Annotated in this window: 20 protein-coding genes; 11 read left to right on the top strand and 9 right to left on the bottom strand. The window is 68.0% G+C overall.

All coding sequences use genetic code 11. The features are described from left to right. The 5 genes from FJU31_RS10425 to FJU31_RS10405 are packed head-to-tail and all read right to left on the bottom strand — an operon-like array spanning position 1 to position 6,358. Complete coding sequence (locus FJU31_RS10425) at positions 1 to 984, bottom strand: AAA family ATPase (RefSeq protein WP_150454685.1); 984 nt, start codon at positions 982 to 984, stop codon at positions 1 to 3. A gap of 13 nt (positions 985 to 997) precedes the next feature. Continuing rightward, positions 998 to 1,705, bottom strand: coding sequence for a DUF4159 domain-containing protein (locus tag FJU31_RS10420; RefSeq protein ID WP_150454684.1), 708 nt, complete (start codon positions 1,703 to 1,705; stop codon positions 998 to 1,000). Next, positions 1,705 to 3,039: a TldD/PmbA family protein gene (locus FJU31_RS10415; RefSeq protein ID WP_150454683.1), complete on the bottom strand. Its 1,335-nt coding sequence runs from the start codon at positions 3,037 to 3,039 to the stop codon at positions 1,705 to 1,707. Before FJU31_RS10415 ends, FJU31_RS10420 begins: the two co-directional genes overlap by 1 nt. 21 nt (positions 3,040 to 3,060) lie before the next feature. Further along, the gene (locus tag FJU31_RS10410) at positions 3,061 to 4,695 is read right to left on the bottom strand and encodes a TldD/PmbA family protein (RefSeq protein ID WP_188115484.1); all 1,635 of its coding nucleotides are present in this window, start codon (positions 4,693 to 4,695) and stop codon (positions 3,061 to 3,063) included. Positions 4,696 to 4,726: 31 nt separating this feature from the next. Then, positions 4,727 to 6,358, bottom strand: coding sequence for a TldD/PmbA family protein (locus tag FJU31_RS10405; RefSeq protein WP_188115483.1), 1,632 nt, complete (start codon positions 6,356 to 6,358; stop codon positions 4,727 to 4,729). Between the two features lie 643 nt (positions 6,359 to 7,001). Between FJU31_RS10405 and FJU31_RS10400 the strand changes: the two genes are divergently transcribed. Further along, positions 7,002 to 7,616 (top strand): DUF938 domain-containing protein, encoded by a 615-nt coding sequence (locus FJU31_RS10400; protein WP_150454682.1) that lies wholly within the window; start codon positions 7,002 to 7,004, stop codon positions 7,614 to 7,616. Here the strand turns inward: FJU31_RS10400 and FJU31_RS10395 are convergent, their stop codons facing one another. The 3 genes from FJU31_RS10395 to FJU31_RS10385 form a co-directional block, all read right to left on the bottom strand. Next, positions 7,617 to 8,903, bottom strand: a complete 1,287-nt coding sequence (locus tag FJU31_RS10395; protein WP_150454681.1) for a type II toxin-antitoxin system HipA family toxin — start codon at positions 8,901 to 8,903, stop codon at positions 7,617 to 7,619. Between the two features lie 68 nt (positions 8,904 to 8,971). After that, the gene (locus FJU31_RS10390; protein WP_246161285.1) at positions 8,972 to 9,262 is read right to left on the bottom strand and encodes a helix-turn-helix domain-containing protein; all 291 of its coding nucleotides are present in this window, start codon (positions 9,260 to 9,262) and stop codon (positions 8,972 to 8,974) included. A gap of 213 nt (positions 9,263 to 9,475) precedes the next feature. Further along, positions 9,476 to 13,162 carry an indolepyruvate ferredoxin oxidoreductase family protein gene (locus FJU31_RS10385; RefSeq protein ID WP_150454679.1) on the bottom strand — a complete coding sequence of 1,229 codons (3,687 nt, stop codon included), beginning with the start codon at positions 13,160 to 13,162 and terminating at the stop codon, positions 9,476 to 9,478. Between the two features lie 168 nt (positions 13,163 to 13,330). Here FJU31_RS10385 and FJU31_RS10380 point away from each other — a divergent pair, with 168 nt between their 5' ends. Both FJU31_RS10380 and FJU31_RS10375 read left to right on the top strand, forming a co-directional pair. Further along, the gene (locus FJU31_RS10380; protein ID WP_150454678.1) at positions 13,331 to 13,966 is read left to right on the top strand and encodes a tetratricopeptide repeat protein; all 636 of its coding nucleotides are present in this window, start codon (positions 13,331 to 13,333) and stop codon (positions 13,964 to 13,966) included. 85 nt (positions 13,967 to 14,051) lie between these two features. Then, positions 14,052 to 14,957 (top strand): AEC family transporter, encoded by a 906-nt coding sequence (locus FJU31_RS10375; protein ID WP_150454677.1) that lies wholly within the window; start codon positions 14,052 to 14,054, stop codon positions 14,955 to 14,957. A gap of 505 nt (positions 14,958 to 15,462) precedes the next feature. On the opposite strand, the gene FJU31_RS10370 is transcribed toward FJU31_RS10375, so the two are convergent. Further along, entirely contained in the window at positions 15,463 to 16,947 is a 1,485-nt protein-coding gene (locus tag FJU31_RS10370) for an AAA family ATPase (protein WP_150454676.1), read from the bottom strand. Positions 16,948 to 17,070: 123 nt separating this feature from the next. On the opposite strand from FJU31_RS10370, the gene FJU31_RS10365 reads away from it, so the two are divergent. Genes FJU31_RS10365 through FJU31_RS10330 form a run of 8 tightly spaced genes read left to right on the top strand, consistent with a single transcriptional unit; the run spans position 17,071 to position 24,253 of the window. After that, positions 17,071 to 17,700, top strand: a complete 630-nt coding sequence (locus FJU31_RS10365) for a ParA family protein (protein ID WP_108767257.1) — start codon at positions 17,071 to 17,073, stop codon at positions 17,698 to 17,700. Between the two features lie 49 nt (positions 17,701 to 17,749). After that, complete coding sequence (locus tag FJU31_RS10360) at positions 17,750 to 18,226, top strand: SixA phosphatase family protein (protein WP_108767258.1); 477 nt, start codon at positions 17,750 to 17,752, stop codon at positions 18,224 to 18,226. Between the two features lie 4 nt (positions 18,227 to 18,230). Continuing rightward, on the top strand, positions 18,231 to 18,854 hold the full coding sequence (locus FJU31_RS10355) for a YceI family protein (protein WP_150454675.1): 624 nt from the start codon (positions 18,231 to 18,233) through the stop codon (positions 18,852 to 18,854). Next, positions 18,851 to 20,932, top strand: a complete 2,082-nt coding sequence (locus FJU31_RS10350) for a phospholipase D family protein (protein ID WP_150454674.1) — start codon at positions 18,851 to 18,853, stop codon at positions 20,930 to 20,932. The genes FJU31_RS10355 and FJU31_RS10350 overlap by 4 nt, the downstream gene beginning before the upstream one ends. Positions 20,933 to 20,942: 10 nt before the next feature. Continuing rightward, positions 20,943 to 21,377: a hotdog fold thioesterase gene (locus FJU31_RS10345; RefSeq protein ID WP_108767261.1), complete on the top strand. Its 435-nt coding sequence runs from the start codon at positions 20,943 to 20,945 to the stop codon at positions 21,375 to 21,377. Between the two features lie 5 nt (positions 21,378 to 21,382). Then, positions 21,383 to 22,402: a 3-oxoacyl-[acyl-carrier-protein] synthase III C-terminal domain-containing protein gene (locus FJU31_RS10340; protein WP_150454673.1), complete on the top strand. Its 1,020-nt coding sequence runs from the start codon at positions 21,383 to 21,385 to the stop codon at positions 22,400 to 22,402. Then, positions 22,402 to 23,424, top strand: a complete 1,023-nt coding sequence (locus FJU31_RS10335) for an NAD-dependent epimerase/dehydratase family protein (RefSeq protein WP_150454672.1) — start codon at positions 22,402 to 22,404, stop codon at positions 23,422 to 23,424. The genes FJU31_RS10340 and FJU31_RS10335 overlap by 1 nt, the downstream gene beginning before the upstream one ends. Continuing rightward, positions 23,411 to 24,253: an MBL fold metallo-hydrolase gene (locus FJU31_RS10330; RefSeq protein ID WP_150454671.1), complete on the top strand. Its 843-nt coding sequence runs from the start codon at positions 23,411 to 23,413 to the stop codon at positions 24,251 to 24,253. The genes FJU31_RS10335 and FJU31_RS10330 overlap by 14 nt, the downstream gene beginning before the upstream one ends. Positions 24,254 to 24,329: the final 76 nt, after the last annotated feature.

The following is a 24,329-nucleotide window of genomic DNA, read 5'->3' as shown; positions in this document are numbered from 1 at the left end:
TCAACCCGGGAAGGGCACGGCCTGCAGCAGCGCCGCGACCACGTCGTCGGCGCGCTTCTGTTCGGCCTCGGCAGCAAAGGACAGCAGCAGGCGATGGCGCATCACCGGTGCAGCCAGCGCCTGCACATCCTCGCGGGTAGCGGCGAAGCGGCCCTGCAGCAGTGCACGCGCCTTGGCGGCCAGCACCAGCGACTGCCCGGCACGCGGGCCGGCACCCCACTTCACCCATTGGTTGATCGCGGCCGGTGCGCCCTCGCCGGGTCGGCTGGCGCGCACCAGTCGGGTAATCCAGGCCAGCACATCGGGGCTGACATGTACCTGGCGCACCGCATCCTGCAGCGCGATCACCGCTTCGGCGTCCATCACCTTCGGCACCGCTTCGGTGGCACCGCCGGTGGTCTGTTCGATGATGCGGCGCTCTTCGTCTTCGCTGGGGTAGTCCACCAGCACGTGCAGCAGGAAACGGTCCAGCTGCGCTTCCGGCAGTGGGTAGGTGCCGGCCTGCTCGATCGGGTTCTGCGTGGCCAGCACGAAGAACGGCGCGGGCAGCTCGCGCGTGGTGCCCGCATGGCTGACCGTGCGCTCCTGCATCGCTTCCAGCAGTGCGGCCTGGGTCTTGGGCGGGGTGCGGTTCAGTTCGTCGGCCAGCAGCAGGTTCGTGAAGATCGGGCCCTGCTGGAAGCGGAAATGGCGATGGCCGGTGCCGTGGTCTTCTTCCAGCAGCTCGGTGCCGAGGATGTCGCTGGGCATCAGGTCAGGAGTGAACTGCACGCGCCGGAACTGCAGCTCCAGCGCCTGCCCGAGCGAGCGCACCAGCAGGGTTTTGCCCAGGCCGGGCGCACCTTCCAGCAGGCAGTGGCCGCCGGCCAGCAGGCCGATCAGCAGCTGCTCGACCACCGTGTGCTGGCCGACCACGGCGCGGGCCAGGGCGCTGCGCAGCCCATCCAGGCGCGGCAGCAGGGAATCGAGATCGAGGGAGGTCATGGCGGTGGTCCGTTCAATTGTTCAACGCGTACATCACGATGTTGACGCCGAAGCGGGTGTTGTCTTCGGCCAGGAAGCGCTTGTTGCGCCAGTCGTAGTCCCACTCGCAGCCGTAATCCTTGTTGCTGTAGAGCAGGCCCAGGCGGCCATCGACCTCGATGCCCTTCAGGTAGTCGTGCACGAGGTCATCGCCCCAGCCGTTGAGCTCGAAGCCGGTGGCGGGCGGGCCGTCGGGGAAGCGGAAGAAGCTGCGGTACAGCGGATGGCTGTTGGGCAGCTTCTGCAGAGCCCTGGCCCCGAACAGTCGACCCATCTGCGCCTCGAACGAGGTGGCGAACAGGCCGTCGATGTCATGGTTGCAGTCGTCGACGAAGACGAAGCCGCCGTTGCGCACGTAGCGCACGAAGTTCTGCCGCTCGGCGGCGTTGAACTCCACCAGCGTGTGCCCGGCCAGGTAGCAGAACGGCGCTTCCAGCATGCGCGGGTCGGCCAGGGCCACCACGTGTTCCTGCGGGTCGACGCGCAGCGAGGTGTAGTCGATCAGCGAGGTGATCAGGTTGGACGGCATGCGTGCGTCCACGTCCCAGTCGCCGGAGTCGTACTGCAGGCGGGTGAACCAGAAGTCGTAACGCGAACTGCGCGGGCCTGCCTGCGCGAAGGCCGGCAGCGCCGCCGCCGAAGCGGCAGCGGCCAACCAGCGCAGGCAGGCCCGCCGATCCATCAGACCGCGTCGGACAACGAGGTGAAGGTGAAATCGCGCAGCTTCATCGGCGGGATCATCATCACGAAGCTGGATTCATCACCGGCCACGCGCACCGGCCGGCCCAGTTCTTCGATGTTGTTGAGCATGATCACCGGCGATTCGTTGAAGCGGAAATTCTTCACCGGGTGCTTGATCTGGCCGTTCTCGATGTAGAAGGTGCCATCGCGGGTCAGGCCGGTCAGCAGCACGGTCTGCGGGTCGACCATGCGGATGTACCAGGTGCGGGTGACCAGGATGCCCTTCTGGGTGCCGCGCACCAGATCGGCGGTGCTCTTGTCGCCGCCGCTCATCAGCAGGTTGCCCGGCGTCGCCTTGGCGGTCTTGCCCTGCTTCTGTGCCCAGAAGCGCGAGTAGTCCAGGTTGGCGACCTTGCCGTTCTCGATGATGGCCATGCGCTCGCGCGGCATGCCCTCGCCATCCCACGGCAGCACCGGTGCGTCGGGATGCCACGGATCGGCGTACATGCTCACGCGCGGGTCGTAGACCTGCTCGCCCAGCTTGTTGCCGCCGCCCTTCTTCGACAGGAAGCTGCGGCCTTCATCGGCCGAGCGCGCGCTGAAGAAGTTCATCATGAAGCTGATCAGGCCCGCGGCGGCCGCCGGCTCCAGGATCACCGTGTATTTGCCCGGTTCCAGCGCCTTGGCTTCGGCCGATTCGGTAGCCTTGCGCATGGCGATGCGGACGTCCTGGTCGGCCTTGAAGTCCGCCGCATCCTTCAGGTTGCGGCCGACCCAGCCCGAACCGCGGCCATCTTCGGTGCGCACGGTGCAGGTGTAGTCGAAGCTGGTGGTGCGCTGGTAGGCGAAGTTGCCGTTGCTGTTGGCGGTGGCCTGGAATCCCTGGCCATCTTCGAGGAAACCGGCGGCGATCAGGCCGTTGCCCCGGCACGGCGCGATGGAATCGGCGGCGACCTTGGCGCGGAATGCCGGATCAATCGCGGCGGTGGATTCGCTGAAGGTCGGGCTGGGACGGTAGCTCTGCTTGCCGATGGCCGGCATGAACTCCGGGTTCTCCGGAGCCAGGCGGGCCAGGTCCTCGGCGCGGCGGACCACGCGTTCCAGCGCGGCATCGTCGAACTCGTTGATCGAGGCGGTGCCCACGCGCTTGCCGAAGGCCACGGTGACGGCCAGCTCGGTGTTGTCGACGATGCCGCTGGTGGAGACGTTGTTCAGCGCGAAACGGATGTTGCCGCTGATGGAACCGGCCAGCACGGCGGTGCACTCATCGGCCTTGGACAGGGCGATGACCTTGTCGAGGATGGCCTTGGCCTGGGCTTCGGTGAAGATACTCATGGTGTAAGGGCTCCTGACCGGTCAGCCGAGGCTGCGTGCGGTGTTGATGACGTTGATGCCGTTGAAGCGCGCGGTGGACGAGCCATGCGAGACCGCCGAGACCTGGCCCGGCTGGCCCTTGCCGTCGAAGAACGAACCGCCCAGGCGGTAGTCGCGCTCGTCGGCTACGGCGGTGCAGGCGTTCCAGAACTCCGGCGTGCGGATCTGGTAGGCCACGTCTTCCAGCATGCGGGTGATCCTGCCGTTCTTGATCTCGTAGAACAGCTGGCCGCCGAACTGCGCGTTGTAGCGCTGCTGGTCAATGGAGAACGAGCCGTCGCCGATGATGTAGATACCGTTCTCGACGTCCTTGATCATGTCCGGGACGCTGAGCGGGGTCTTGCCCGGCGCCATCGACACGTTGGCCATACGCTGGAACTGCACGCTGGACCAGGAATCGGCGTAGCAGCAGCCGTCCGACTCAGTCTTGCCAAGGATGTGGGCCTGGTCGCGGATGGTCTGGTAGTCGACCAGCTTGCCGTTGCTGATCAGGTCCCAGCGCTTGCACTTGACGCCTTCATCGTCGTACGCCACCGCGCCGAGGCTGCCCGGCTGGGTCTTGTCGGCGAAGATGTTGACGTGCTCGCTGCCGTACTGGAAATGCTGCTCGCGCTTGTCCAGGGTGGCGAAGCTGGTACCGGCGTAGTTGGCTTCGTAGCCGAGCACGCGGTCGAGTTCGAGCGGGTGGCCGATCGACTCGTGGATGGTCAGCCAGGTGTGCGACGGATCGAGGATCAGGTCGTACTTGCCGGGCTTCACCGAGGGTGCCTTCAGCTTCTCCTGCGCCTGCTCTGCCGCAGCGATGGCGTCTTCCTTCATGTCGTAGGAGGAGCCGTAGTTCACCACCCCATTGGGGGTGAGCACCTTGCCGGCTGCGGCGCCGTCCAGGTACTCGTAGCCCAGGCCCATCGGCGCGGACAGGCCTTCGCGGGTGCGGAACTTGCCGCTGGCCTTGTCGATGGCGGTGACCGTCATCGGCGCCCAGATGCGGTGCACGTCCTGGTCGATGTAGGAGCCATCGGTGGAGGCGAAGTACTTCTGCTCGTTGACCAGGAACAGCATCGAATTGACGAAGCTGGCACCGGCGCCCATCGCGGCGGCGTTGACGTCCAGCAGCAGGTCGACCTTTTCCTTGATCGGCACGTCCATGGCGTTCTTGCGGATCGGCGTGCGCCAGCTCACTTCACCCACGCCCGGTGTCTTGGCCAGCTGCACCGGTGCGGTCTGTACGCCAGCGTTGGCCCTGGCAATCGCGGCGGCCTGCTGCGCGGCACGGGCCACGTCGGCGGTGCCCAGCGCATTGGTGGCGGCGAAGCCCCAGGCGCCGTTGACGATCACGCGGATGCCGACGCCGGTGGACTCGGTGTTCACCACGTTCTGCACCTTGTCCTCGCGGGTGATGACGAACTGCCGCAGGTAGCGGCCGATGCGCACATCGCAGTAGGTGGCGCCGGCGCTGCGGGCGGCCTGCAGCGCGGCATCGGCCAGGCGCTTCTTCAGCCCCAGGTCGAGGCTGGACTGCAGCTGCTCGGCGGCGATCGCCTTGCCGAAGAACGACGGCACCATCAGGCCGCCCGCGGTAAGCCCGGTCAGGGCGAGGAAGTCACGTCTCTGCAAGGCAGCTCTCCACGTCGAAGGATGGGACGACTCAGGCGCCGAGACTGCGCGCGGTGTTGATGATGTTGATGCCGTTGAAGCGGGTGGTGGACGACCCGTGCGAGACCGCCGATACCTGCGCGGGCTGGCCCTTGCCGTCGAAGAAGGAACCGCCGAGGCGGAAGTCGCGCTGGTCGCAGATCGCGATGCAGGCGTTCCAGAACTCCGGCGTGCGGATCTGGTAGGCCGCGTCCTCGACCATGCCGGCGATCCTGCCGTCCTTGATCTGGTAGTAGAGCTGGCCGCCGAACTGCGCGTTGTAGCGCTGCTGGTCGATGGAATAGGAGCCGCGGCCGTGGATCCAGATGCCGTTCTCCACGTCCTTGATCATGTCATCCACGCTCAGCGGCGCCTTGCCCGGTGCCAGCGAGACATTGGCCATGCGCTGGAACTGCACGCTGGACCAGGAATCGGCATAGCTGCAGCCATGCGAGGCGTCGCGACCGAGGATGTGGGCCTCATCGCGGGTCGCCTGGTAATCGACCAGCACGCCATCGCGCACCAGGTCCCAGCGCTGGGTCTTCACCCCTTCATCGTCGTAGCCGACCGCGCCGAGGCTGCCCGGCTGGGTCTTGTCGGCGAAGAAGGTGACGAGGTCGCTGCCCCAGCGGAACCCGGCATCGCGCTTGTCCAGGGTGGCGAAGCTGGTGCCGGCGTAGTTGGCCTCGTAGCCAAGCACGCGGTCCAGTTCCAGCGGGTGGCCGACGTTCTCGTGGATGGTCAGGAACAGGTTGGACGGGTCCAGCACCAGGTCGTACTTGCCGGGCTTCACCGAGGGCGCCTTCAGCTTCTCGCGCGCATGGCGGGCGGCGGCGATGGCGTCCTCGACCGGATCGTAGGAATCGCGGTAGGCGGTGATGCCGCCGGGCAGCTGTACCTTGCCGCGCGCATCGCCATCGAGGAACTCATAGCCCATGCCCATCGGCGAGGACAGCCCGGCACGGGTGCGGAACTTGCCGCTGGCCTTGTCGATGGCGGTAGCGGTGAACGGCAGCCAGATGCGGTGGATGTCCTGGTCAATGAAGGAGCCATCGCTGGAGGCGAAGTACTTCTGCTCGTTGACCAGGAACAGGGTGGAATTGATGAAGTCGGCGCCGGCATCGAGCGCGGCGCCGTTGAGCGCCAGCAGCAGTTCGATCTTGTCCTGGACCGGCACTTCCATGGCGTTCTTGCGCACCGGCGTCTGCCAGCGCACCTCACCGACCGCTGGCGTCGGCGCCAGCTGCACCGGCCGGGTCTGGATGCTGGCGTTGGCGCGGGCGATGGCCGTAGCCTGCTCCACCGCGCCGCGCACGGCCGCCTCGGTCTGCTGGTGGGTCGCGGCAAAGCCCCAGGCGCCGTTGACCAGGACCCGCACGCCCACGCCGGACGACTCGCGGTTGGTCACGTTGCCGACCTGGTGTTCGCGGGTGATGACCGACTGGTTGAGGTAGCGGCCGATGCGCACGTCGCAGTAGCTGGCCTTGGCCGTGCGTGCGGCGGCGAGGGCGACCTCGGCCAGGCGCCGGCGCTGGGCGGTATCCACCGGTGCGAGCAGCTGCTCGGCCGCGATCAGCCGCGAATGCGGCAGCACCAGGCCGGCAAGGCCCAGACCGGAATACGCCAGGAACTCACGTCGTTGCACAGCGTCTCTCTCTCTTTCACACCTGTGCGGAGGGCAAAGGACCACTCCGATCACATCAACTATCCGACTTTCGCCAGCGCGGGGCGATCGGGCAAGTGACTGCAGTCATGGTAGGGGAGGGTTTCGGCAGGGCTTGCAGCCCTGCACCTGCTTCAAACCACGGCAACGTCAAATTCAAAAGCAGGCTATCCGTGGGATGGCGGGGCGGGGGGGGGGGGGGGCGCGCCCCCCCCCCCCCCCCCCCAACCCCCCCCCCCCCCCCCCCCCCCCCCCCCCCCCCCCCCCCCCCCCCCCGCCGCTGACAGATCTCTGCGGCTGTTGGTAGGTGTCGACCTTGGTCGACACATCTGTCAGATATCGAAATGACCCCAAGAGCCGTTCCAACAGACCGCAGGAAACTGTCAAAGGCGGGGTGGGTCCGGTTGAGGGGGCGTGAGCGCCATGGATGGCGCGACCGAGCCTCCATGGACGGATTCACGCCGTCCCCCTCAACCGGACCCACCCCGCCATCCTACGGAAAGCCGCTTTTGAACTTGACGTGGCTGTTGCCGTTGCTGTGGCTTGAAGCAGGTGCAGGGCTGCAAGCCCTGCCCAGAACACCCCCCTCGTGCACAATGGGGCGACCCCGCCCGGACGTTCCCCGATGTCGAGCAAGCCGTATTCAGAAGCCTGCGAACGCAACCGCGAACCGATCGCGGCCGCGCTCGACCCATGGATGGGCGACCGGCATCGGGTGCTGGAAATCGGCAGCGGCACCGGCCAGCACGCGGCCTTCTTCGCCGAGCGCTGGCCGTGGCTGCGCTGGCAGCCCAGCGACCACCCGGACCACCTGCCCGGCATCGAGGCCTGGCGCGCCGAGGCGGCGCTGCTCAATCTGCTGCCGCCCGTGGCGCTGCAGGTGGAACTGCCACCGGCCCCGGGCCTGACGCTGCCCGAGGGCAGCACGTTCGATGCGGCATTCACTGCCAATACCCTGCACATCATGAGCTGGGAGCACGTGCAGGCGCTGTTCGCTGCACTGCCGCGGCTGTTGCGCCACGGTGCGCTGCTGGCGGTCTACGGCCCGTTCAACTACGGCGGCCGCTACACCAGCGACAGCAACGCGCAGTTTGATGGCTGGCTGCAGGCACGTGACCCGCACAGCGGCATCCGCGACGCGGAAGCCGTGCAGACGCTGGCCGAGTACAACGGCTTCACCCGCGTGCGCGACGTGGCGATGCCGGCCAACAACCGCCTGCTGCTGTGGCGTTTGGGCTAATCAGGTAGCGGATTGTTCGAATTGCCGCAGGCAGCGCTGGCAGCTTGCGCTGATGCCGTCCGCTAGACGTTCCAGAACCGGATGGCGCATGCCCTCTGCCTGCAGTCCCGCAAGCAACGCCCGGGCGATGCCGGGAAGCTCTGTTGCCATTTCGAACAGGCCCGACAGCGCTTTCTGCGGGTCCAGTTTCATTCCATCAGCGGTGGCCTCCCAATCCGCCAAGCGGACATCCCACCAGCGGTAATGACTGCCGATCTTCATGGCCATCTTGATCTTGCGTTGCTGCAGATGTGCATAGGGCAGTGCACTTGAGATGTCATACAGCGGGGCAAGGCGAACGTTTCCTTGTGCGCCGATCAGCAGCGAATAGTTCTTGGCATGCGCGTCAGTGCCGCCTATCAGATAGTTGAACTGCAGTGCCTGCAGCAGTCTTTCGACATCCGCTCGCGGCTTGCTGGAATGTTCCCAAAGCACGCGCGCCAGATCGGCCGGCCCCGGTCCGCCCTGATTCTGGTACTTGATGTGTGGCATGACACCCAGCGCTTGGAAGAAGTCTTCCTGGTGAACGCGTTGCCAACCGTGCGCTGTTCGTACGCGGTCGAAGCGCGTCACCGCAATGGCCTGTGCATCCTCCATGCAGATCATTTCAGTGGACGCAGCCGACATGCCGAGTTGACTGGCCAGGCGCAGACAGAAGACCTCGTTCTCCACGAATCCGTCGTAGTCGCCACTGGGGGGTTTGAGGATATGCGTGGTGGGGATGCGACCGGCCGGAATTGCCCAACCCCCATCGTCGCGTTGCATCAGGGCGATCTTGGGCTGCGCGCCGGCCAGGCTGAACTGGCCGACATCATCAGGTTGCCGCGCTGCAATCTGGTCCACCCGGATCCGCTGAAGGCGCTGGGCGACCTCATGGAAGGACAGCGGCTCCTGCCGATCGTCCTCACCGGCAAGTACTGCGGCGAGCCGTTCGCTTCTTACGAACTGGACCGCACCGGCACAGTCTTCACCGACATGTGACAGCAACGCGACCGGGTTCCGGGACGAAACGTGGAACCGGGAAGCCCATCGCTGCAGGAGGGCCTCGTTATCGGGAAGCAGACCCCACAGGACCGCAGAGAGCGTGGCAGCGGGCGCGCTGTTCTCTGTCAATGGAAGTGCAAGTGACAAGGGATAGGCGCCCGGCGTCTGGCGCCAACTGTCTGCGTACCGGAATGTGGGATGGCCATTTGCATCCTGTCCCAGGTATCCAGCCAGTCTGTTGGAAAGGAGTACGTTGAGATCCATGCAGGAGGCACGATGTCCGGGAGGAAGGGGATGTCAGACGGCCTTGTGGGGCTTTCTACGCCCCAACGTCATGGCAGTCGCGCGGTGCTCATCCGGGCGCAGCCGTTGCCATCCACGATAGTGTCGATATCAGGCAGTTCCAGAGGCATTTCCGACGATGCAGCAGGGGAGGCCATTCCCTCGACGGTGCCCGTAGCCAGTATCAGGCCGAGGACGTTGAGCGTACGCAGCACCAGTTGCAGCTCCACCCGTGGCTTGCCCTTCTCCATTTCGATGACCCATTGCCGACTGACGCCTACGCGTTCGGCCAGTTGGGCCTGATCCCAACGCAGTGCTTTGCGACGCTGGCGGATGACCACGCCCAAGTCTCGGGAAGTTCGCAGGACGTCCATACGTCCAATGTATGCGCTCGGCAACATTTAATCAAAAGTCGCCGTTCGATAACATTCTAAAAATGTCATTGAACGACAACAAATTCTGAAGTGTCGACGTTGGCTGGCATTGATCGCCAGCGTTTCTGGCGCGAACCCCCCCGGGCAGTCGGCCAATGGCCGATCGGGCTCTGCTGACGGTCAAGCCACCTGCACGATGTGCAGCGCCTTCGGGTTGCGCCACTGCGCCAGCAGCGCGGCCTCGCGTGCCTTGGCCTGTTCGTAGTGCGCTTCCTTGACGTGGCCGAAGCCGCGGATGTGCTCGGGCACGCTGGCGATTTCCACGGCCAGAGCCAGGCGGCCGTCTTCCAGGCCTTCCAGCAGCTGCTGCACGGTGGCTTCGTAATCGGCGATCAGCTGGCGCTCCATGCGCCGCTCTTCAGTGCGACCGAACACATCCAGGCGGCCGCCGCGCAGGAACTTCAGCTTGGCCAGCAGGCCGAAGGCCTTGAACATCCACGGGCCGTATTCCTTCTTCAGCAGGCGGCCCTGCTCGTCCTTCTTCGCGAACAGCGGCGGCGCGAGGTGGAAGCGCAGCTGGTAATCGCCCTCGAACTGCTGCTGCAGGCGGCGCTGGAAATCGCCGCTGGTGTACAGGCGGGCCACTTCGTACTCGTCCTTGTAGGCCATCAGCTTGAACAGGTAGCGGGCCACGGTTTCGGTCAGCGCGGTGGAGCCGCCGATGCGTTCGGCTTCGGCCGCACGTACGCGTTCGACCAGGCTGCGGTAGCGGTTGGCGTAGGCGGCGTCCTGGTACTCGACCAGGAATGTGGCGCGGCGCTCGATCATTTCATCCAGCGAACGCGACAGGCGCGCGTCGTCCAGCGGCAGGAAGGCCACCTCGCCACCATGCGAGGGCAGGCCGCGCAGTTCGCGTTCGTCGGCGGTGTTGCGCGGTGCGGCGGTGGCGCCCCATTCGTTGCCTTCCCACTCGCCCGGCGGCAGCGGGTGCAGCGGGCCCGGGGTGGATTCGGTATCGGTGTGGCGGTTGCGCACCAGGCCGGCGGCCTGCTGCACGGCCTGCGGGTCGACCACGGCCAGGCGGCCCCAGGCGAAGGCCTGCTGGTTCATCGCCACGGCGGCACCGTTCAGTTCGATGGCACGCATCAGCGAGTCGAACGACAGCGGAACCAGGCCGTGCTGCCACGCGTAGCCGAGGATGAACAGGTTGGCGGCAATGGCATCGCCGAGCAGCGCGGTGGCCAGCTGGGTGGCGTCGAGCTGCAGCGGCTCCTGGCCGCCCAGCGCCACGCGCACGCCGGCCACGATGTCGGCGGCCGGGAACTGCATGTCCGGGCGCGTGGTGAAGGTACCCGGCATCGCTTCATAGGTGTTGAGCACGACCTGCGAACGGCCGGCGCGGACCTTCGACAGCGCCCAGTAATCGTTCACCACCACCATGTCGCAGCCCAGCACCAGGTCGGCCTCGCCGGCGGCGATGCGCACGGCGTGGATGTCGTCCGGGCGACGGGCGATGCGGATATGCGTGGTCACCGCGCCGCCCTTCTGCGCCAGGCCGGTCTGGTCGAGCACGCTCGCGCCCTTGCCTTCCAGGTGGCCGGCCATGCCCAGCAGGGCGCCGATGGTCACCACGCCGGTACCGCCGACGCCGGTGATCAGGATGTTCCAGGGCTGTTCCAGCGTGCCGCGGATGGTCGGCGCCGGCAGGTTGTCCAGCAGCGTGGAAGCATCGCGCTTGCTGCCCTTGCGCGGCTGGCCACCATGCACGGTGACGAAGCTCGGGCAGAAACCATTCACGCAGGAATAGTCCTTGTTGCAGTTGGACTGGTCGATCTCGCGCTTGCGCCCGAATTCGGTTTCCTTCGGCAGCACCGAGACGCAGAAGCTCTTCTTGCCGCAGTCGCCGCAGCCTTCGCAGACCAGCGAATTGATCAGCACGCGCTTCTGGGGGTCTTCCAGCTTGCCGCGCTTGCGGCGGCGACGCTTTTCGGTGGCGCAGGTCTGTTCGTAGATCAGGATCGAAACACCCTTCACTTCGCGCAGGCGCTTCTGCACGGCGTCCAGTTCGCTGCGGTCGTGGAACTCGACGTCGCTGGGGAAATGCTCGCGCTGGCCGGTCCACTTGCCGATGTTGTCCGACAGCACCACGATGGTGTGGATGCCTTCGGCGCGCATCTGCCTGGCGATGTCGGGTACGCTCAGCGGGCCGTCCACCGGCTGACCGCCGGTCATTGCCACCGCATCGTTGTAGAGGATCTTGTAGGTGATGTTCACCCCGGCAGCCACCGCCTGGCGGATCGCCAGCGAGCCGCTGTGGAAATAGGTGCCGTCACCCAGGTTCTGGAACACGTGCGGGGTATCGGTGAACGGCGCCTGCCCGGCCCACGTCACGCCTTCGCCGCCCATGTGGGTGAAGGTGTCGGTGCTGCGGTCCATCCAGGTCACCATGTAATGGCAACCGATGCCGGCCAGTGCCCGCGAGCCTTCCGGCACCTGGGTGGAGGTGTTGTGCGGGCAGCCGGAGCAGTAGTGCGGCACGCGCGGGAAGCTGGCGCGCGGCAACGCAAGCTCGGCTTCCTTTTCCTGCATCCACTGCAGGCGCTGTTCGATCGATTCGTTGTTGAAGAACTTCTGGATGCGGCGGCCGATCACGCCGGCGATGGTAGCCGGGGTCAGCTCGCCGGTGGACGGCAGGATCCACTCGCCGCTTTCGTCGTACTTGCCGACGATGGATGGGCGCTGGCCCCAGCTGGCCGGCCAGTTGAAGAACCGTTCCTTCATCTGGCGCTCGATGAAGGCACGCTTCTCCTCCACCACGATGATGTCTTCCAGGCCCTGCGCGAAGCGGGCGATGCCCTCCGGCTCCAGCGGCCAGGTCATGCCGACCTTGTACACGCGGATGCCGATGTCGGCGCACGCGGCTTCATCCAGGCCCAGGTATTCCAGCGCCTGCAGCACGTCCAGGTAGCTCTTGCCGGTGGTGACGATGCCCAGCCGTGCGCGCGGCGCGTCCATCACCACCTTGTCGATGCCGTTGGCGCGGGCAAAGGCCTGCGCGGCCTTCACCGCATAGCGGTGCAGGCGCATCTCCTGGTCCAGCGGCGGGTCCGGCCAGCGGATATTGAGGCCGCCGCTGGGCATGTCGAAGTCTTCCGGCAGCACGATGCGCCTGGCCAGCGGGTCGACCTCGACGGATGCCGACGATTCCACCGTCTCGGCAATGGTCTTGAAGCCGACCCAGCGCCCGGTATAGCGGCTCATCGCCCAGCCGAGCAGGCCCATGTCGAGGATGTCCTGCACGCCGGCCGGGTTCAGCACCGGCATCATCGCGCTGACGAATTCGTCTTCGCTGCCATGCGGGAGGGTCGAGCTGCGGCAGGCATGGTCATCGGCGGCCAGGGCCAGCACGCCGCCATGGCGCGAGGTACCGGCGGCATTGGCGTGCTTGAACACGTCGCCGCAGCGGTCCACGCCCGGGCCCTTGCCGTACCACATGCCGAACACGCCCTGCACGTTGGCGCCGGGGAACAGGTTGGTCTGCTGCGTGCCCCAGACCATGGTGGCGCCCAGGTCCTCGTTGAGGCCGGGGGTGAACTTCACCTTCGCCGCTTCCAGGTGCTTGCGCGCGCGCCACAGTTCCAGGTCGAAGCCACCCAGCGGGCTGCCGCGGTAGCCACTGACGAAGCCGGCGCTGTCGATGCCTTCGTGCGCATCGCGCAGGCGCTGCATCAACGGCAGCCGGACCAGTGCCTGCACGCCACTCAGGTAGATCCGCCCCTCGTTGCGGGTGTACTTGTGGTCGAGCGTGTAATCACGGTCGATCAGGTCGGCGGAAGAGGGCGAAGTGAGTTGCGCGGTACTGGTCATGGCTGGCCCGGTAGGATCGGCTGGCACCGGCCGCGTGCGGGCACGCGGCGGGGAAGGCGCGAATTGTAACAGTGGGGCCCGGAAGGCCCGGCACTCGCATCGGCGGCCTTGCTGGGGTTAGGATCGGGGGGAGAGGGGAGGTTGGTGTTTCAACCCGGGGGAAATTTGATGTCAGTTGCAGGACAGTTCCTGGCCGGCGTGCTGCTGGTCTCGAGCGCGGCCGCCGCATGGGCGGCACCGGCATTGCCGGCACCGCAGGAATTCTATTTCGACAATGATGCTGCCGCCGCACCGATCATCGTGGTGAGTGGCGCCGGCGAGGACCTGATCGCGCAGCTGTTGAAGCAGCGCGAGCGGGGCCGGAAGAGCCTGGAGGCCACCGCACAGCTGGCGTCGGTGGCCATCGCGCAGGGGCGGGCGGAAGTGGGAAGCCAGCTCTATCACGAAGCCATGGCCGAAGCGCCCATCCAGAGTGTTCTGGGCCGCAGCGTGCGCTGGAACTACGGCTGGGATCTGCTGCGCCAGGGCCAGCCGCTGGCCGCGCTGGAACAATGGCAGTCGGTGGCCAACAACCTGCGCAGCAATGCCGCGTGGATTCCGCCCACCTATGCGCTGGCGTTGTGGCGGGCCGGCCAGCAGCAGGAAGCGGTGAAGTGGTATGCCGCCGCCGTGCGCACCGAGCCGACCCAGTGGAACGACAGCAGTCGTTACCCGCAGCTGCTGCCGGCCTGGCGCGATGACGAGCGCGCCAGCCTGGCGGAAGTGCAGCAGGCCTGGGCCTCGGCGCCGCCGGCCTGGCCGTGAGGCATGACCGCAGGCGCTTGCCGCCTGCGGTGCTGCATCGCACAATCAAGCGCGTCGCTGGCGTGTGCCTGAGGGGGAGCCGCCCATGGCCTTCGATGCGTTCGCCCTGATCCTTGCCATGCTCGGGCTGGGCATGCTGTTTGCCCGCCTGCGCGCGCTGCCGGACAACGCCGCCGAGACGCTCAACAAAGTGGTGCTGTACGTCTGCCTGCCCGCGGCGGTGCTGACCTACGTGCCGCGCCTGCAGCTGGATGCCAGCCTGCTGGGTCTGATGGCCACGCCGTGGCTGCTGATGCTGGCCACCTGGGCACTGGTCAGCCTGGCCACCCGCGTGTTCGGCTTCGCCCGCGACGTGCACGCGGTGCTGCTGATCTGCGTGGCGCTGGCCAATTCCAGCTTCATCGGCTACCCGATGGTGCGCGCGTTGCTGGGCGACGCCGCCTTGCCCTATGCGGTGGTCTACGACCAGTTCGGCACCTTCCTGCTGCTGTCCACCTTTGGCCTGCTCGTGCTGGCGCGTTACAGCGGCGACCGCCCGCCGACGGCACTGCAGGTGCTGGGCCGCATCAGCCGCTTCCCGCCGCTGTGGGCGCTGCTGTTCGCGCTGCTGCTGATGCCGGCGCAGCCGCCGTCGTGGATTGGCACCGCATTGAAGCAGCTGGCCGACGCGATGCTGCCGCTGGTGATGCTGGCGGTCGGGCTGTCGATCCAGCTGCGCCTGCGCCGCGAAGAGCTGCGTCCGCTGGCGGTGGGCCTGCTGCTGAAGCTGCTGGTGCTGCCGGCGCTGGCGTTGCCGCTGTCGTGGGCGCTGGGCATGCAGGGGTTGATGTTGAAGGCCAACATTCTTGAGTCTGCGATGCCGACGATGATCACCGCGGCCGCGCTGGCGATCTCGCACCGGCTGGCACCGCGGTTGGCGGCGGCGCTGGTGGGGTACGGGATCGTGCTGTCGCTGGTGACGCTGCCGGCGTGGATGTGGGTACTGGGGTGATGGTTATTGGCAGGGCTTGCAGCCCTGCACCCGCTGCAGATCAACGTCAACTTCAAAAGCTGGCTTTCCGTGGGATGGCGGGGTGGGTCCGGTTGCGGGGGACGCTGCAAGTACGTCCATGTAAGCTTGGTCGCCGCATCCATGCGGCTCACACCCCCTCAACCGGACCCACCCCGCCTTCGACAGTTTCCCGCGGCTGTGGGTGGGTGCCGATCCAGGTTCTGCTCTGGTGGGTGCCGACCGTTGGTCGGCACATGAGCGAAGCGACCGGCTTCTGCTCTTGCTCTTCTTTTCTTCTCCGTGGCTGACCGCACACGGAAACTGTCAGGGGTCGGGCGGGTAGGTTGCGCGGGGGTGCGAGCGCCATGGATGGCGCTCACAAGCCTCCAGGGACGGATTCACGGCGTCCCCCGCGCGGCCTACCCGCCCGGCCACGCGCATGACCCGCCGTTGGCGACCAACCGCCAGCCACGAGGGGCTCCGCCGTTGGCTGGAAACAACCCCCTCAGTCGTCCGCGGAAACCGTCCGCCCCGACGCCCACTCGCGCAATGCCGCCACCTGCTCGGCCATCAGCACCGACAACGGCCGCGTCGCGCGGATCTCGGTCATCAGCAGCTCGGTATACAGCGGCCGCCCCTCGGCATGTGCCGAATACAGCCCCGCCACGATCGCCTGCTCGATCTCCGCGCCAGAGAACCCGTTCGCCGCCGCTGCCAGCGCCGGCAGGGCGAAATCATCCGCGTTGAGCTGGCGCCGGCCCAGGTGCAGCCGCAGCAGTTCGACCCGCACGTCCGGCGGCGGCAGGTCGACGAAGAAAATCTCGTCGAAACGGCCCTTGCGCAGCAGCTCGGCCGGCAGCTCGTGCACCTGGTTGGCGGTGGCCACGATGAACACCGGCGCCTTGCGCTCGGCCATCCAGGTCAGCAGGTGGCCCAGCACGCGGCGCGACACGCCGCCATCGTCGCCACCACTGGCCAGGCCCTTCTCGATCTCGTCCATCCACAGCACGCACGGGGCCAGCTGCTCGGCCGAGGCCAGGGCCTGGCGCAGGTTGGCTTCGGTCTCGCCGTGGTACTTGTTGTACAGCGCGCCCACGTCCAGGCGCAGCAGCGGCACGCCGAAGCCGGCTGCGGTGGCCTTGGCCAGCATCGACTTGCCACAGCCCTGCACGCCCAGCAGCAGCATGCCGCGCGGCGGGTCCAGCCCGGCCGGGGCCGAGCCGGCGATGAAGGCCACCCGGCGCTGGTTGATCCAGCGCTTGAGCCGGTTGGCGCCGGCCACGTCGCCGAAGCGCGCGCTGTCATGTTCGAAGAACAGGTGGCCACTGCGGTTGAGCAGCTCGAACTTCAGCCGCGCCAGCTGCGGCAGGTCGTCGTCGCGCAGCGCGCCATCGGCGTAGATCAGCTGGCGGGCGATCCGGCGGGCATCGACCAGGCTCAGGCCCTGCAGGTTCTTCAGGATCTTCTTGACCGCTTCGCTGTCCACTTCCACGCGCCGGCCGCCATGCTCTCGGGCATAGGCGTCGGCCTCCTCGCGCAGCATCTTCAGCAGGGCGTTGGCATCGGGCAGGCGCGGGTTGAACCGCACCGCCAGCGCTTCCAGTTCGGCCGGCAGCTCGACCTTGGCGCCGATCAGCACCAGCACGTGCGGCTGGCTGTGGCGGCGCTGGATCAGGTCGCGCAGCGCACGCTGGTGGCTGGCGTAGCCGAGGTAGGGGTGGAAATCGAGCAGCAGGTAGATGCCGCGCTGTTCGGCCTGGCGGATCATCTGCAGGGCGGCGCTGGCATCGGGCGGGCCGATCGCATCGTCCTCGCGTTCCAGGTCGATGCGGCGCAGGCCCTCGGTGATCGACCAGCGGTGCAGGGCGCGCCAGACGTGCATGAGCGTCTGCCGGAACAGTTCGACGATGCGAGCCTCGTCCTGGGTCTCGATCACGATCAGGGGGGTATTGGCGCGGATCAACGCGCTCAGGTCCTGCAGTTCGCTCATGCCGGTTCGATCCTTCGGGGGCGCCACGATAGCAAAGCCGTGGCAGATTGATTCAGGCCGTCTCTACCTTCCGTCACCATCGGCGGTGTACGCTCGGGGCACGTACCCGGAAGCGAGGCTGGCATGAAGACGATCCTGGTGGCCGGTTCCAAGGGCGGGGTGGGCAAGACCACCGTCGCCACCCACCTGGCCGCATACGCGGCATTGCAGGGCAAGGCCACGGTGATCGCCGACGCCGACCCGCAGGGCTCCAGCACCCGCTGGGCACAGCGCCGGGCCGGGCTGGACAGCGCGGTCCTGCCCATCGACGTGTACCGCAGGAAGCAGTGGGCGCAGAAGCTGCCCGACGGGACCGATACCGTCATCATCGATGCACCGGCCGGCGCGCTGGCCGACGATATCCCCCATTTCCTCGACGCCGCCGATGCCGTGGTGGTGCCGGTGCTGCCCTCGGCGCTGGACATCGAAGCCATCGTCGGCTTCCTCAACAGCCTGGCGCAGAACCCGCGCGTGCACAGCCGCAAGCTGCCGGTGGGCCTGGTCCTCAACCGCACCAAGCCGTGGACCCAGACCTCGCAACAGGCCCTGCAGATGCTGGGCGAATGGCCGTACCCGGTGGTCGCCCAGCTGCGCGACAGCCAGAGCTACGTGGTGATGACCGGCCTTGGCCGCAGCCTGTTCGATTACCGCTCCGCCCAGGTGCGCGAGCACCAGGCCGACTGGGAGCCGCTGCTGGCCTGGTTGAAGCTGTGACGCGTACGTCACCCTGTGTGCTGCACCCTCACTTTCATGGAACCTCGCGATGCGTGAACTGATCCTGCTGCGCCATGCCCATGCCGAACCGGCCACCCCCGGCCAGGCCGATCTCGATCGGCCGTTGTCCCCGGTGGGTCTTGCCGAAGCCGAGGCAGCCGGCAAGTGGATGAAGGAAAACAACCTGCTGCCGGACTGCGTGCTGTGCTCGCCGTCGCGGCGTACCCGCGAGACCCTGGAAGCGGTGCTGGCAGCCATCGGCTACGTCGAGAAGCGGCTGGAAGACCGCATCTACGAAGCCACCCCCGGCACCCTGGCCGCGCTGGTGGATGAGCGCCGCGACCTCGACCGGGTGCTGATCGTCGGCCACAACCCCGGCCTGGAACGGCTGGTGGCACTGATGACCGAAGGCACCAGCAGCGACTACCGGGGCATGCCGCCGGCGGCCGTGGCCGTGCTCGGGTTCCCGCGCGAGGCGGCGATCGAGCCGGGCGTGGCCAGCCTGAACGCCTTCTGGTGGCCGTGAGTCGATGATCCTGGCACGGCCCGGCCGCTGCCTGCTGCCGGTGCTGCTGGTCTGCAGCCCGGCCTGGGCTGCCGCTCCCACGCCGCTGCCGCCGGTGGTGGCGCGGGCGTCGGCCGAGTCGCCGCGCGTCCTGCACATGGACCTGCAGCGCTCACGGATCGGCTTCGAGGTGCGTACCCGCTTCGGCCAGCGCATCGAGGGCCTGTTCCCGCACTTCGAGGGGCGCGTCGAAGTGCTGTCCGATGGCCGCCACCAGGTACACCTGAAGATGTTCACCCGCTCGGTGGAGATCCCCGGCAAGGACCGCTACACCGGCTGGATGCGCGGGCCGGAGTTCTTTGATGCCGTGCGCTACCCGTCGGTGGAGTTCGATTCACTGCCTTACTGGCCGGAAATCGTCAGCAACGGCGGTGACATCCAGGGCCGGCTGACCCTGCGCGGGGTCAGCCACCCGGAAACCCTGCGGGTGGAGAAGGCGGAATGTTCCCGACCCGGCTATGATTGCGATGTCGTCAGCCGCGGTACCGTGCAACGAGGCCGGTACGGCATGGACAGCTGGCAGCTTGCCTTGAGTGACCGAGTGACCTTCGTACTGCGAGCCCGCCTGAGCGAGGCGCCGAAACCGTGAATCTCCTGCTGCGTGTACTGGCGCTGGCAACCGTGTTGCTGGGCAGTGGCTGTGCGTCGCTGTCCAACGCCGAGCGCGACCGTGCCCAGGCCATCGCCGTGCAGGCCCGTTCGACCCAGGTCGACTGCCAGCGCGCTGACCGCTGCGCGCTGGATTCACCGTTGCGGTCCCTGGCCGGTCGCGCATTCAGCGAATCGACCGAGGCGCAGCCGCTGCACTACGCCACCCTGCTCGATGAAGGCGAGGGCGCCCTGGTCGCCCGCCTGAACCTGCTGCGCAGTGCCACCCGCAGCATCGACCTGCAGACCTACATCTTCGACAAGGACGACAGTGCCCGGCTGGTCATCGACGAACTGCTGGCCGCCTCGCGCCGCGGGGTGAAGGTGCGGGTGCTGATCGACCAGCTGTCGGCGATCTCCGACCTGGAGATCCTCGGCGCCCTGTCCGGCGCCCACCAGAACTTCCAGCTGCGGGTCTACAACCCGACCTTCGGCAAGGCCCGGCTGAACTACTTCGACTATGCCGGCAGCGTGCTGTGCTGCTTCCGCCGCTTCAACCAGCGCATGCACAACAAGCTGCTGGTCATCGACGATGCGATCGGCGTGGTCGGCGGCCGCAACTACCAGGACGACTATTACGATTGGGACCGCGAGTACAACTTCCGCGACCGTGACGTGCTGATCGCCGGGCCGGAAGCGCGGGCGATGGCCGCCAACTTCGATGCGTTCTGGCGCGCGCCGCGCAGCGTGCCCGCCGAACGGCTGAATGATGTCGGCCGCACGCTGCTCAACGCCGGCGTGCCGGCCATGCCGCCGGCACAGTTCCGCCGCCCCGAGCGGGTGGAACGGGTCAGCGAGGAAGCCAACGACACCGACTTCATCACCCGCTCGTTCGTCGACACCGCGCTGCCGGTGCACTCGGTGCGCTATGTGGCCGACCTGCCGCGCAAGCACCGCCGCGAGCGCGCCAGTGCGCCGCTGGCCGGCCAGCACGTCACCGAGCCTCAGCTGGATGCCCTCATTTCCGGCGCGCAGAAGGAAGTGATCCTGCAGACGCCCTACCTGGTGCTGTCCAGGCCGGCGCAGAAGCTGTTCCGTGAACTGCGCAAGCGTCCCGAGCCGCCGCGCGTGGTGGTGTCCAGCAACAGCCTGGCGGCCACCGACAACCCGATCGTGTATGCGCTGTCCTACAAGTACAAGCGGCGCAACATGCGCGAACTGGGCTTCAACATCTTCGAGTACAAGCCGTTCCCGCTGGATGCGCCGGTCGACTACCGCAACCTGCTGCCCGACCCGCTGGGCAGTGGCGGCAGCACCAGGGGCGACGCGGGCGGGCGCAATCCGCTGATCGGCGGCAGCGCAGCCGGCAGCAATGCCGGCGGTGGCAACGACGATGCACCGTCAACGCCGGCCACTGCGGGCAGCGAGGGGCAGGGCACCCGCCCGGCCGTGGAGCATCCGCGCCTGGGCAGCGCCTACGAGAACAGCCGGGCGCGCCGTCGTGCCGCCGGCAGTGAAGTGGAAACGCGCCTGCTCCGTACCGAAACGCGTCCCTCGTTCCTGGGCAGCAAGGCGGTCAACAAGCCGCTGCCGGTCACCCGCAAGGGCGCGCGCATGGGCCTGCATGCGAAGTCGCTGGTGGTCGACCGCCGCATCGGCGTGGTCGGCACCCACAACTTCGATCCGCGCAGCGAGAACTACAACACCGAAGGCGCGGTCATCATCGACGACCCGGTGTTCGCCGAGCAGCTGGCGCAGAGCATCCTGCGCGACACCCACCCGCAGAATTCCTGGACGGTGGCGCCGCGCGCCAAGCCGCCGGTGCTGTCGGGGCTGAACTATAGCGTGGGCAAGGCGTCCGAAGCACTGCCCATCCTCGATTTCTGGCCGTGGCGCTACGCCACCGACTACGAGTTCCAGCCCGGCGTCGACTGCCCGCAGCCGCTGCCGCGGCAGAGCCCGGATTTCCATCGCTGCTACGTGCCCGTCGGTGACTTCCCCGAAGTGAACGTCGGCCCGAAATGGCTGCTGGTGCGCATGCTGACTGCATTCGGCGCCGGCCTCGTCCCCATTCTCTGAAGGTGCTTGCATGACCCAGGTGTTCCGCGAAGCTGTTTCCATCGATCAGCTCAATGCGCTCAGCCGTGGTACGGCCATCGATACCCTGGGCATCGCCTTCACTGCCGCCGGTGATGACTGGCTGCAGGCCACCATGCCGGTCGACGAACGCACCCGCCAGCCGTACGGCATCCTGCACGGCGGCGCCTCGGTGGTGCTGGCCGAAACCCTGGGCAGCAGCGCCGGCAACCTCTGCGTGGATACCGGCAAGCAGGTCTGCGTGGGCCTGGAGATCAACGCCAACCACGTGCGCGCGGTGCGCAGCGGCACCGTCACCGGCACTGCGCGTGCGGTGCACGTGGGCCGCAGCACGCAGCTGTGGGAGATCCGCATCGAAGACGAACAGGGCCGGCTGGTGTGCATCTCGCGGCTGACCCTGGCGGTGGTGGCTGCAGGCCACGGCTGAGGCCGATGTCCCAGCTGCCTGCTCCCGCCGCGCTGCCGCTGCGGATCATCGCCAGCGGTGCCTGCCTGCCGCGCCTGCGGGTGCCGTCGCAGCACTTCGACCAGCGCTGGAACAAGCCGGACGGCTGGGTCGAACGGCACAGCGGCGTGGCCAGCCGCGGCCATGCAGCGGCCGATGAGCGGGCCTCGTGGATGGGCGCGCAGGCCGCACGCCAGGCCCTGCAGCAGGCCGGCCTGGCAACCACCGACATCGACTGCATCATCTCCGCCTGCGGGGTGATGGAGCAGGCCATTCCCTGCCAGGCCGTGCTGGTGCAGCGCGCCCTCGGCCTGGGCGACAGTGGCGTGCCGTCCTTCGACGTCAACGCCACCTGCCTGGGCTTCGTGGTGGCGCTGGAAATGGCCGGCAGCCTGCTCGCGCTGGGCCGCTACCGGCGCGTGCTGATCGTCTGCAGCGACATTCCCAGTGCCGGGCTCGACCCGGATGACCCGCTGACCGCGCCGCTGTTCGGCGATGGTGCGGTGGCGATGCTGGTCGAACGGGCCGGCGACGGCCAGGCCTCGGCGCTGCTGGCCACCCGCCTGCGCACCTATGGCGACGGTGCCGAACTGTGCCAGGTGCCGACCTGCGGCACCGGCATGCGCCTGTTCGACGATGTGGATGCCTACCGCGCAGCCCATCATTTCCAGATGCAGGGCAAGGCCTTGTACCGCGAAGCCGCGCGGCGCCTGCCCGGCTTCCTGCAGGATCTGCTGGACAGCGCCGGCACCAGCCTGGCCGTGTGCGATGTGATCGTGCCGCACCAGGCAAGCGGCCAGGCGCTGGATCATCTGCAACGCGTGCTGGGCCTGCCGCCGCAGCGGCTGGTGCGCATCCTGCGCGAGCACGGCAACCAGCTGGCGGCGTCGCTGCCGATGGCCCTGCATCACGCACTGATCGACGGCCGCCTGCCGCGTGGCGGACAGGCCCTGCTGATCGGTACCGGCGCCGGCCTGGCGCTGGGTGGCGCGGTGCTGCGCTACTGATGGCCAGGGTCCTGGTCACCGGCGCCAGCGGCTTCATTGGCCAGCATGTCGCGCTGGCGCTGGCGGCACAGGGCTGGCAGGTGCGCGGCAGCGGGCGCGATGCGCTTCGGCTGCAGGCGCTGGCCGCGCGCGGTATCGACGTGGCTGCTGCCGATCTTGCCGAGGATGCCCTGGTGCCGCTGCTGCAGGACTGCGATGCGGTGGTGCACTGTGCGGCGATGTCGCAACCCTGGGGAACGGCAGCCGCATTCCAGCGGGCGAACGTGCTGGCCACCACGCGCCTGTTGCAGGCCGCGCAGGCGGCCGGTGTTGCCCGCCTGGTCCACCTGGGCTCGCCCAGCATCTATTTCCGCTTCGCCGACCAGTACGGTCTGGATGAACGCTTCCAGCCGCCACGGCGCTGGATCACCGACTACGCCCGCAGCAAATGGGAATCGGAACTGGCCGTGGCGGCTGCCGCACGGCAGGGGCTGCACACCGTGGTGCTGCGCCCGCGCGCGGTGTTCGGGCCGGGCGACCGCGCGATCCTGCCGCGCCTGCTGGCGGTGGCCGCCAGCGGCCGTTTCCCGCTGATCCACGGCGGCCGCGCGCTGATCGACGTCACCCCCATCGACGATGTAGCGCAGGCGGTGGGCTTGGCGCTGCAGGCCGATGCGCGCTGCAGCGGGCGCGCCTACAACATCAGTGCCGGCACGCCGCTGCACGTGCATGCGCTGGTCAACGGCCTGTTCGAGGCGATGGACCTGCAGGTGCGCCTGCGCACGGTGCCGCGCACGCTGGCACTGGCAGCGGCGGGGATGGCCGAGACCGTGGCCCGCCTGCGGCCCGGGCGCCCCGAGCCGCGCCTGACCCGCTATGGCGTGGGCGTGCTGGGCTACTCGCAGACCTTGGATATCAGCGCGGCGCGGCGCGACCTCGGCTACGACCCGCGTACCGGCGTGCAGGCCGCATTGCAGGCCTTCGCCGCGCACTGGAAACAACACGACTGGACGCAGCAGGGGGGCAGCGATGGCACGGCTTGAGTGGGAACTGATCGAGGCCGGCCACTGCGTGCACCCGCAGCGTGCCGTGCGCCAGGGGGCCAGCTGGCACCGCTGCGAATTCCCGGCGCTGGTGGCGTTGCTGCGGCATCCGCAGCGCGGCCTCATCCTGTTCGACACCGGCTATTCGGACGCCTTCCTGCAGGCCACCGCGCGCTTCCCCGAGCGCCTGTACCGCTGGGTCACGCCGGTGCACCTGGGCCCGGGCCAGAGCGTGCGCGCGCAGCTGCAGCAGCGTGGCATCGGCGCGGCCGACATCGGCCTGCTGGTGCTCTCGCACCTGCACGGTGACCATGTCGGTGGCGTGCTCGATTTCCCCGGCGTGCCGCTGCTGTGTTCGCGCGCCGCGTGGCAGGACCAGGCCGCGCGCGGGCGCCTGCGTGCGCTCAGCGTGGGCCTGCTGCCCGCGTTGACCCGCGATGCGGCGCCGCGCATGGGCTGGCTGGAGAGCCTGTCGGAGGTGGACCTGCCGCGTCCCTTCGATGCCTTCGGCCGTGGCCGCGACGTGCTGGGCGACCGCAGCCTGCTGGCGGTGCCGCTGCCCGGCCATGCGGTGGGCCAGCACGGGCTGCTGTTCGAAGGGGCCGATGGCCGCCCGGTGTTCCTGGTGGCCGACGCCGCCTGGTCCAGCGCCGCCATCACCGATGGCGTGCCGCCACCGCGGCTGGTCACCGCGCTGCTCGGCCACACCGGCACCTACCGGCAGACCCTGCAGCGGCTGCAGCACACCCAGCGCCAGGTCAGCCACCTGCAGCTGGTGCCGGCCCATTGCGGGCAATGGCGGCCGGCCGCGCCCGCCTGCTCTCCGTAGAGTCGAGGGGGGGGGGGGGGGGGGGGGGGCGCGGCCGGCCGCCCGGGAGGCCCGCGCCGGCGGACAGACCCCCCCC

The sequence above is a fragment of the Stenotrophomonas cyclobalanopsidis genome, assembly GCF_008710035.1.
In the GTDB taxonomy this organism is placed as follows: domain Bacteria; phylum Pseudomonadota; class Gammaproteobacteria; order Xanthomonadales; family Xanthomonadaceae; genus Stenotrophomonas; species Stenotrophomonas cyclobalanopsidis.
Note: the sequence above shows the minus strand (reverse complement) of the source record. Positions and strands in the feature narration are given on the sequence as shown.

Excerpts from the sequence above, each read along its gene's own strand:
- FJU31_RS10425 (WP_150454685.1), bottom strand. The coding sequence starts at position 984 with ATGACCTCCCTCGATCTCGATTCCCTGCTGCCGCGCCTGGATGGGCTG.
- FJU31_RS10420 (WP_150454684.1), bottom strand. The coding sequence starts at position 1,705 with ATGGATCGGCGGGCCTGCCTGCGCTGGTTGGCCGCTGCCGCTTCGGCG.
- FJU31_RS10415 (WP_150454683.1), bottom strand. The coding sequence starts at position 3,039 with ATGAGTATCTTCACCGAAGCCCAGGCCAAGGCCATCCTCGACAAGGTC.
- FJU31_RS10400 (WP_150454682.1), top strand. The coding sequence starts at position 7,002 with ATGTCGAGCAAGCCGTATTCAGAAGCCTGCGAACGCAACCGCGAACCG.
- FJU31_RS10395 (WP_150454681.1), bottom strand. The coding sequence starts at position 8,903 with ATGGATCTCAACGTACTCCTTTCCAACAGACTGGCTGGATACCTGGGA.
- FJU31_RS10385 (WP_150454679.1), bottom strand. The coding sequence starts at position 13,162 with ATGACCAGTACCGCGCAACTCACTTCGCCCTCTTCCGCCGACCTGATC.
- FJU31_RS10380 (WP_150454678.1), top strand. The coding sequence starts at position 13,331 with ATGTCAGTTGCAGGACAGTTCCTGGCCGGCGTGCTGCTGGTCTCGAGC.
- FJU31_RS10375 (WP_150454677.1), top strand. The coding sequence starts at position 14,052 with ATGGCCTTCGATGCGTTCGCCCTGATCCTTGCCATGCTCGGGCTGGGC.
- FJU31_RS10370 (WP_150454676.1), bottom strand. The coding sequence starts at position 16,947 with ATGAGCGAACTGCAGGACCTGAGCGCGTTGATCCGCGCCAATACCCCC.
- FJU31_RS10365 (WP_108767257.1), top strand. The coding sequence starts at position 17,071 with ATGAAGACGATCCTGGTGGCCGGTTCCAAGGGCGGGGTGGGCAAGACC.
- FJU31_RS10360 (WP_108767258.1), top strand. The coding sequence starts at position 17,750 with ATGCGTGAACTGATCCTGCTGCGCCATGCCCATGCCGAACCGGCCACC.
- FJU31_RS10355 (WP_150454675.1), top strand. The coding sequence starts at position 18,231 with ATGATCCTGGCACGGCCCGGCCGCTGCCTGCTGCCGGTGCTGCTGGTC.
- FJU31_RS10345 (WP_108767261.1), top strand. The coding sequence starts at position 20,943 with ATGACCCAGGTGTTCCGCGAAGCTGTTTCCATCGATCAGCTCAATGCG.
- FJU31_RS10340 (WP_150454673.1), top strand. The coding sequence starts at position 21,383 with ATGTCCCAGCTGCCTGCTCCCGCCGCGCTGCCGCTGCGGATCATCGCC.
- FJU31_RS10335 (WP_150454672.1), top strand. The coding sequence starts at position 22,402 with ATGGCCAGGGTCCTGGTCACCGGCGCCAGCGGCTTCATTGGCCAGCAT.
- FJU31_RS10330 (WP_150454671.1), top strand. The coding sequence starts at position 23,411 with ATGGCACGGCTTGAGTGGGAACTGATCGAGGCCGGCCACTGCGTGCAC.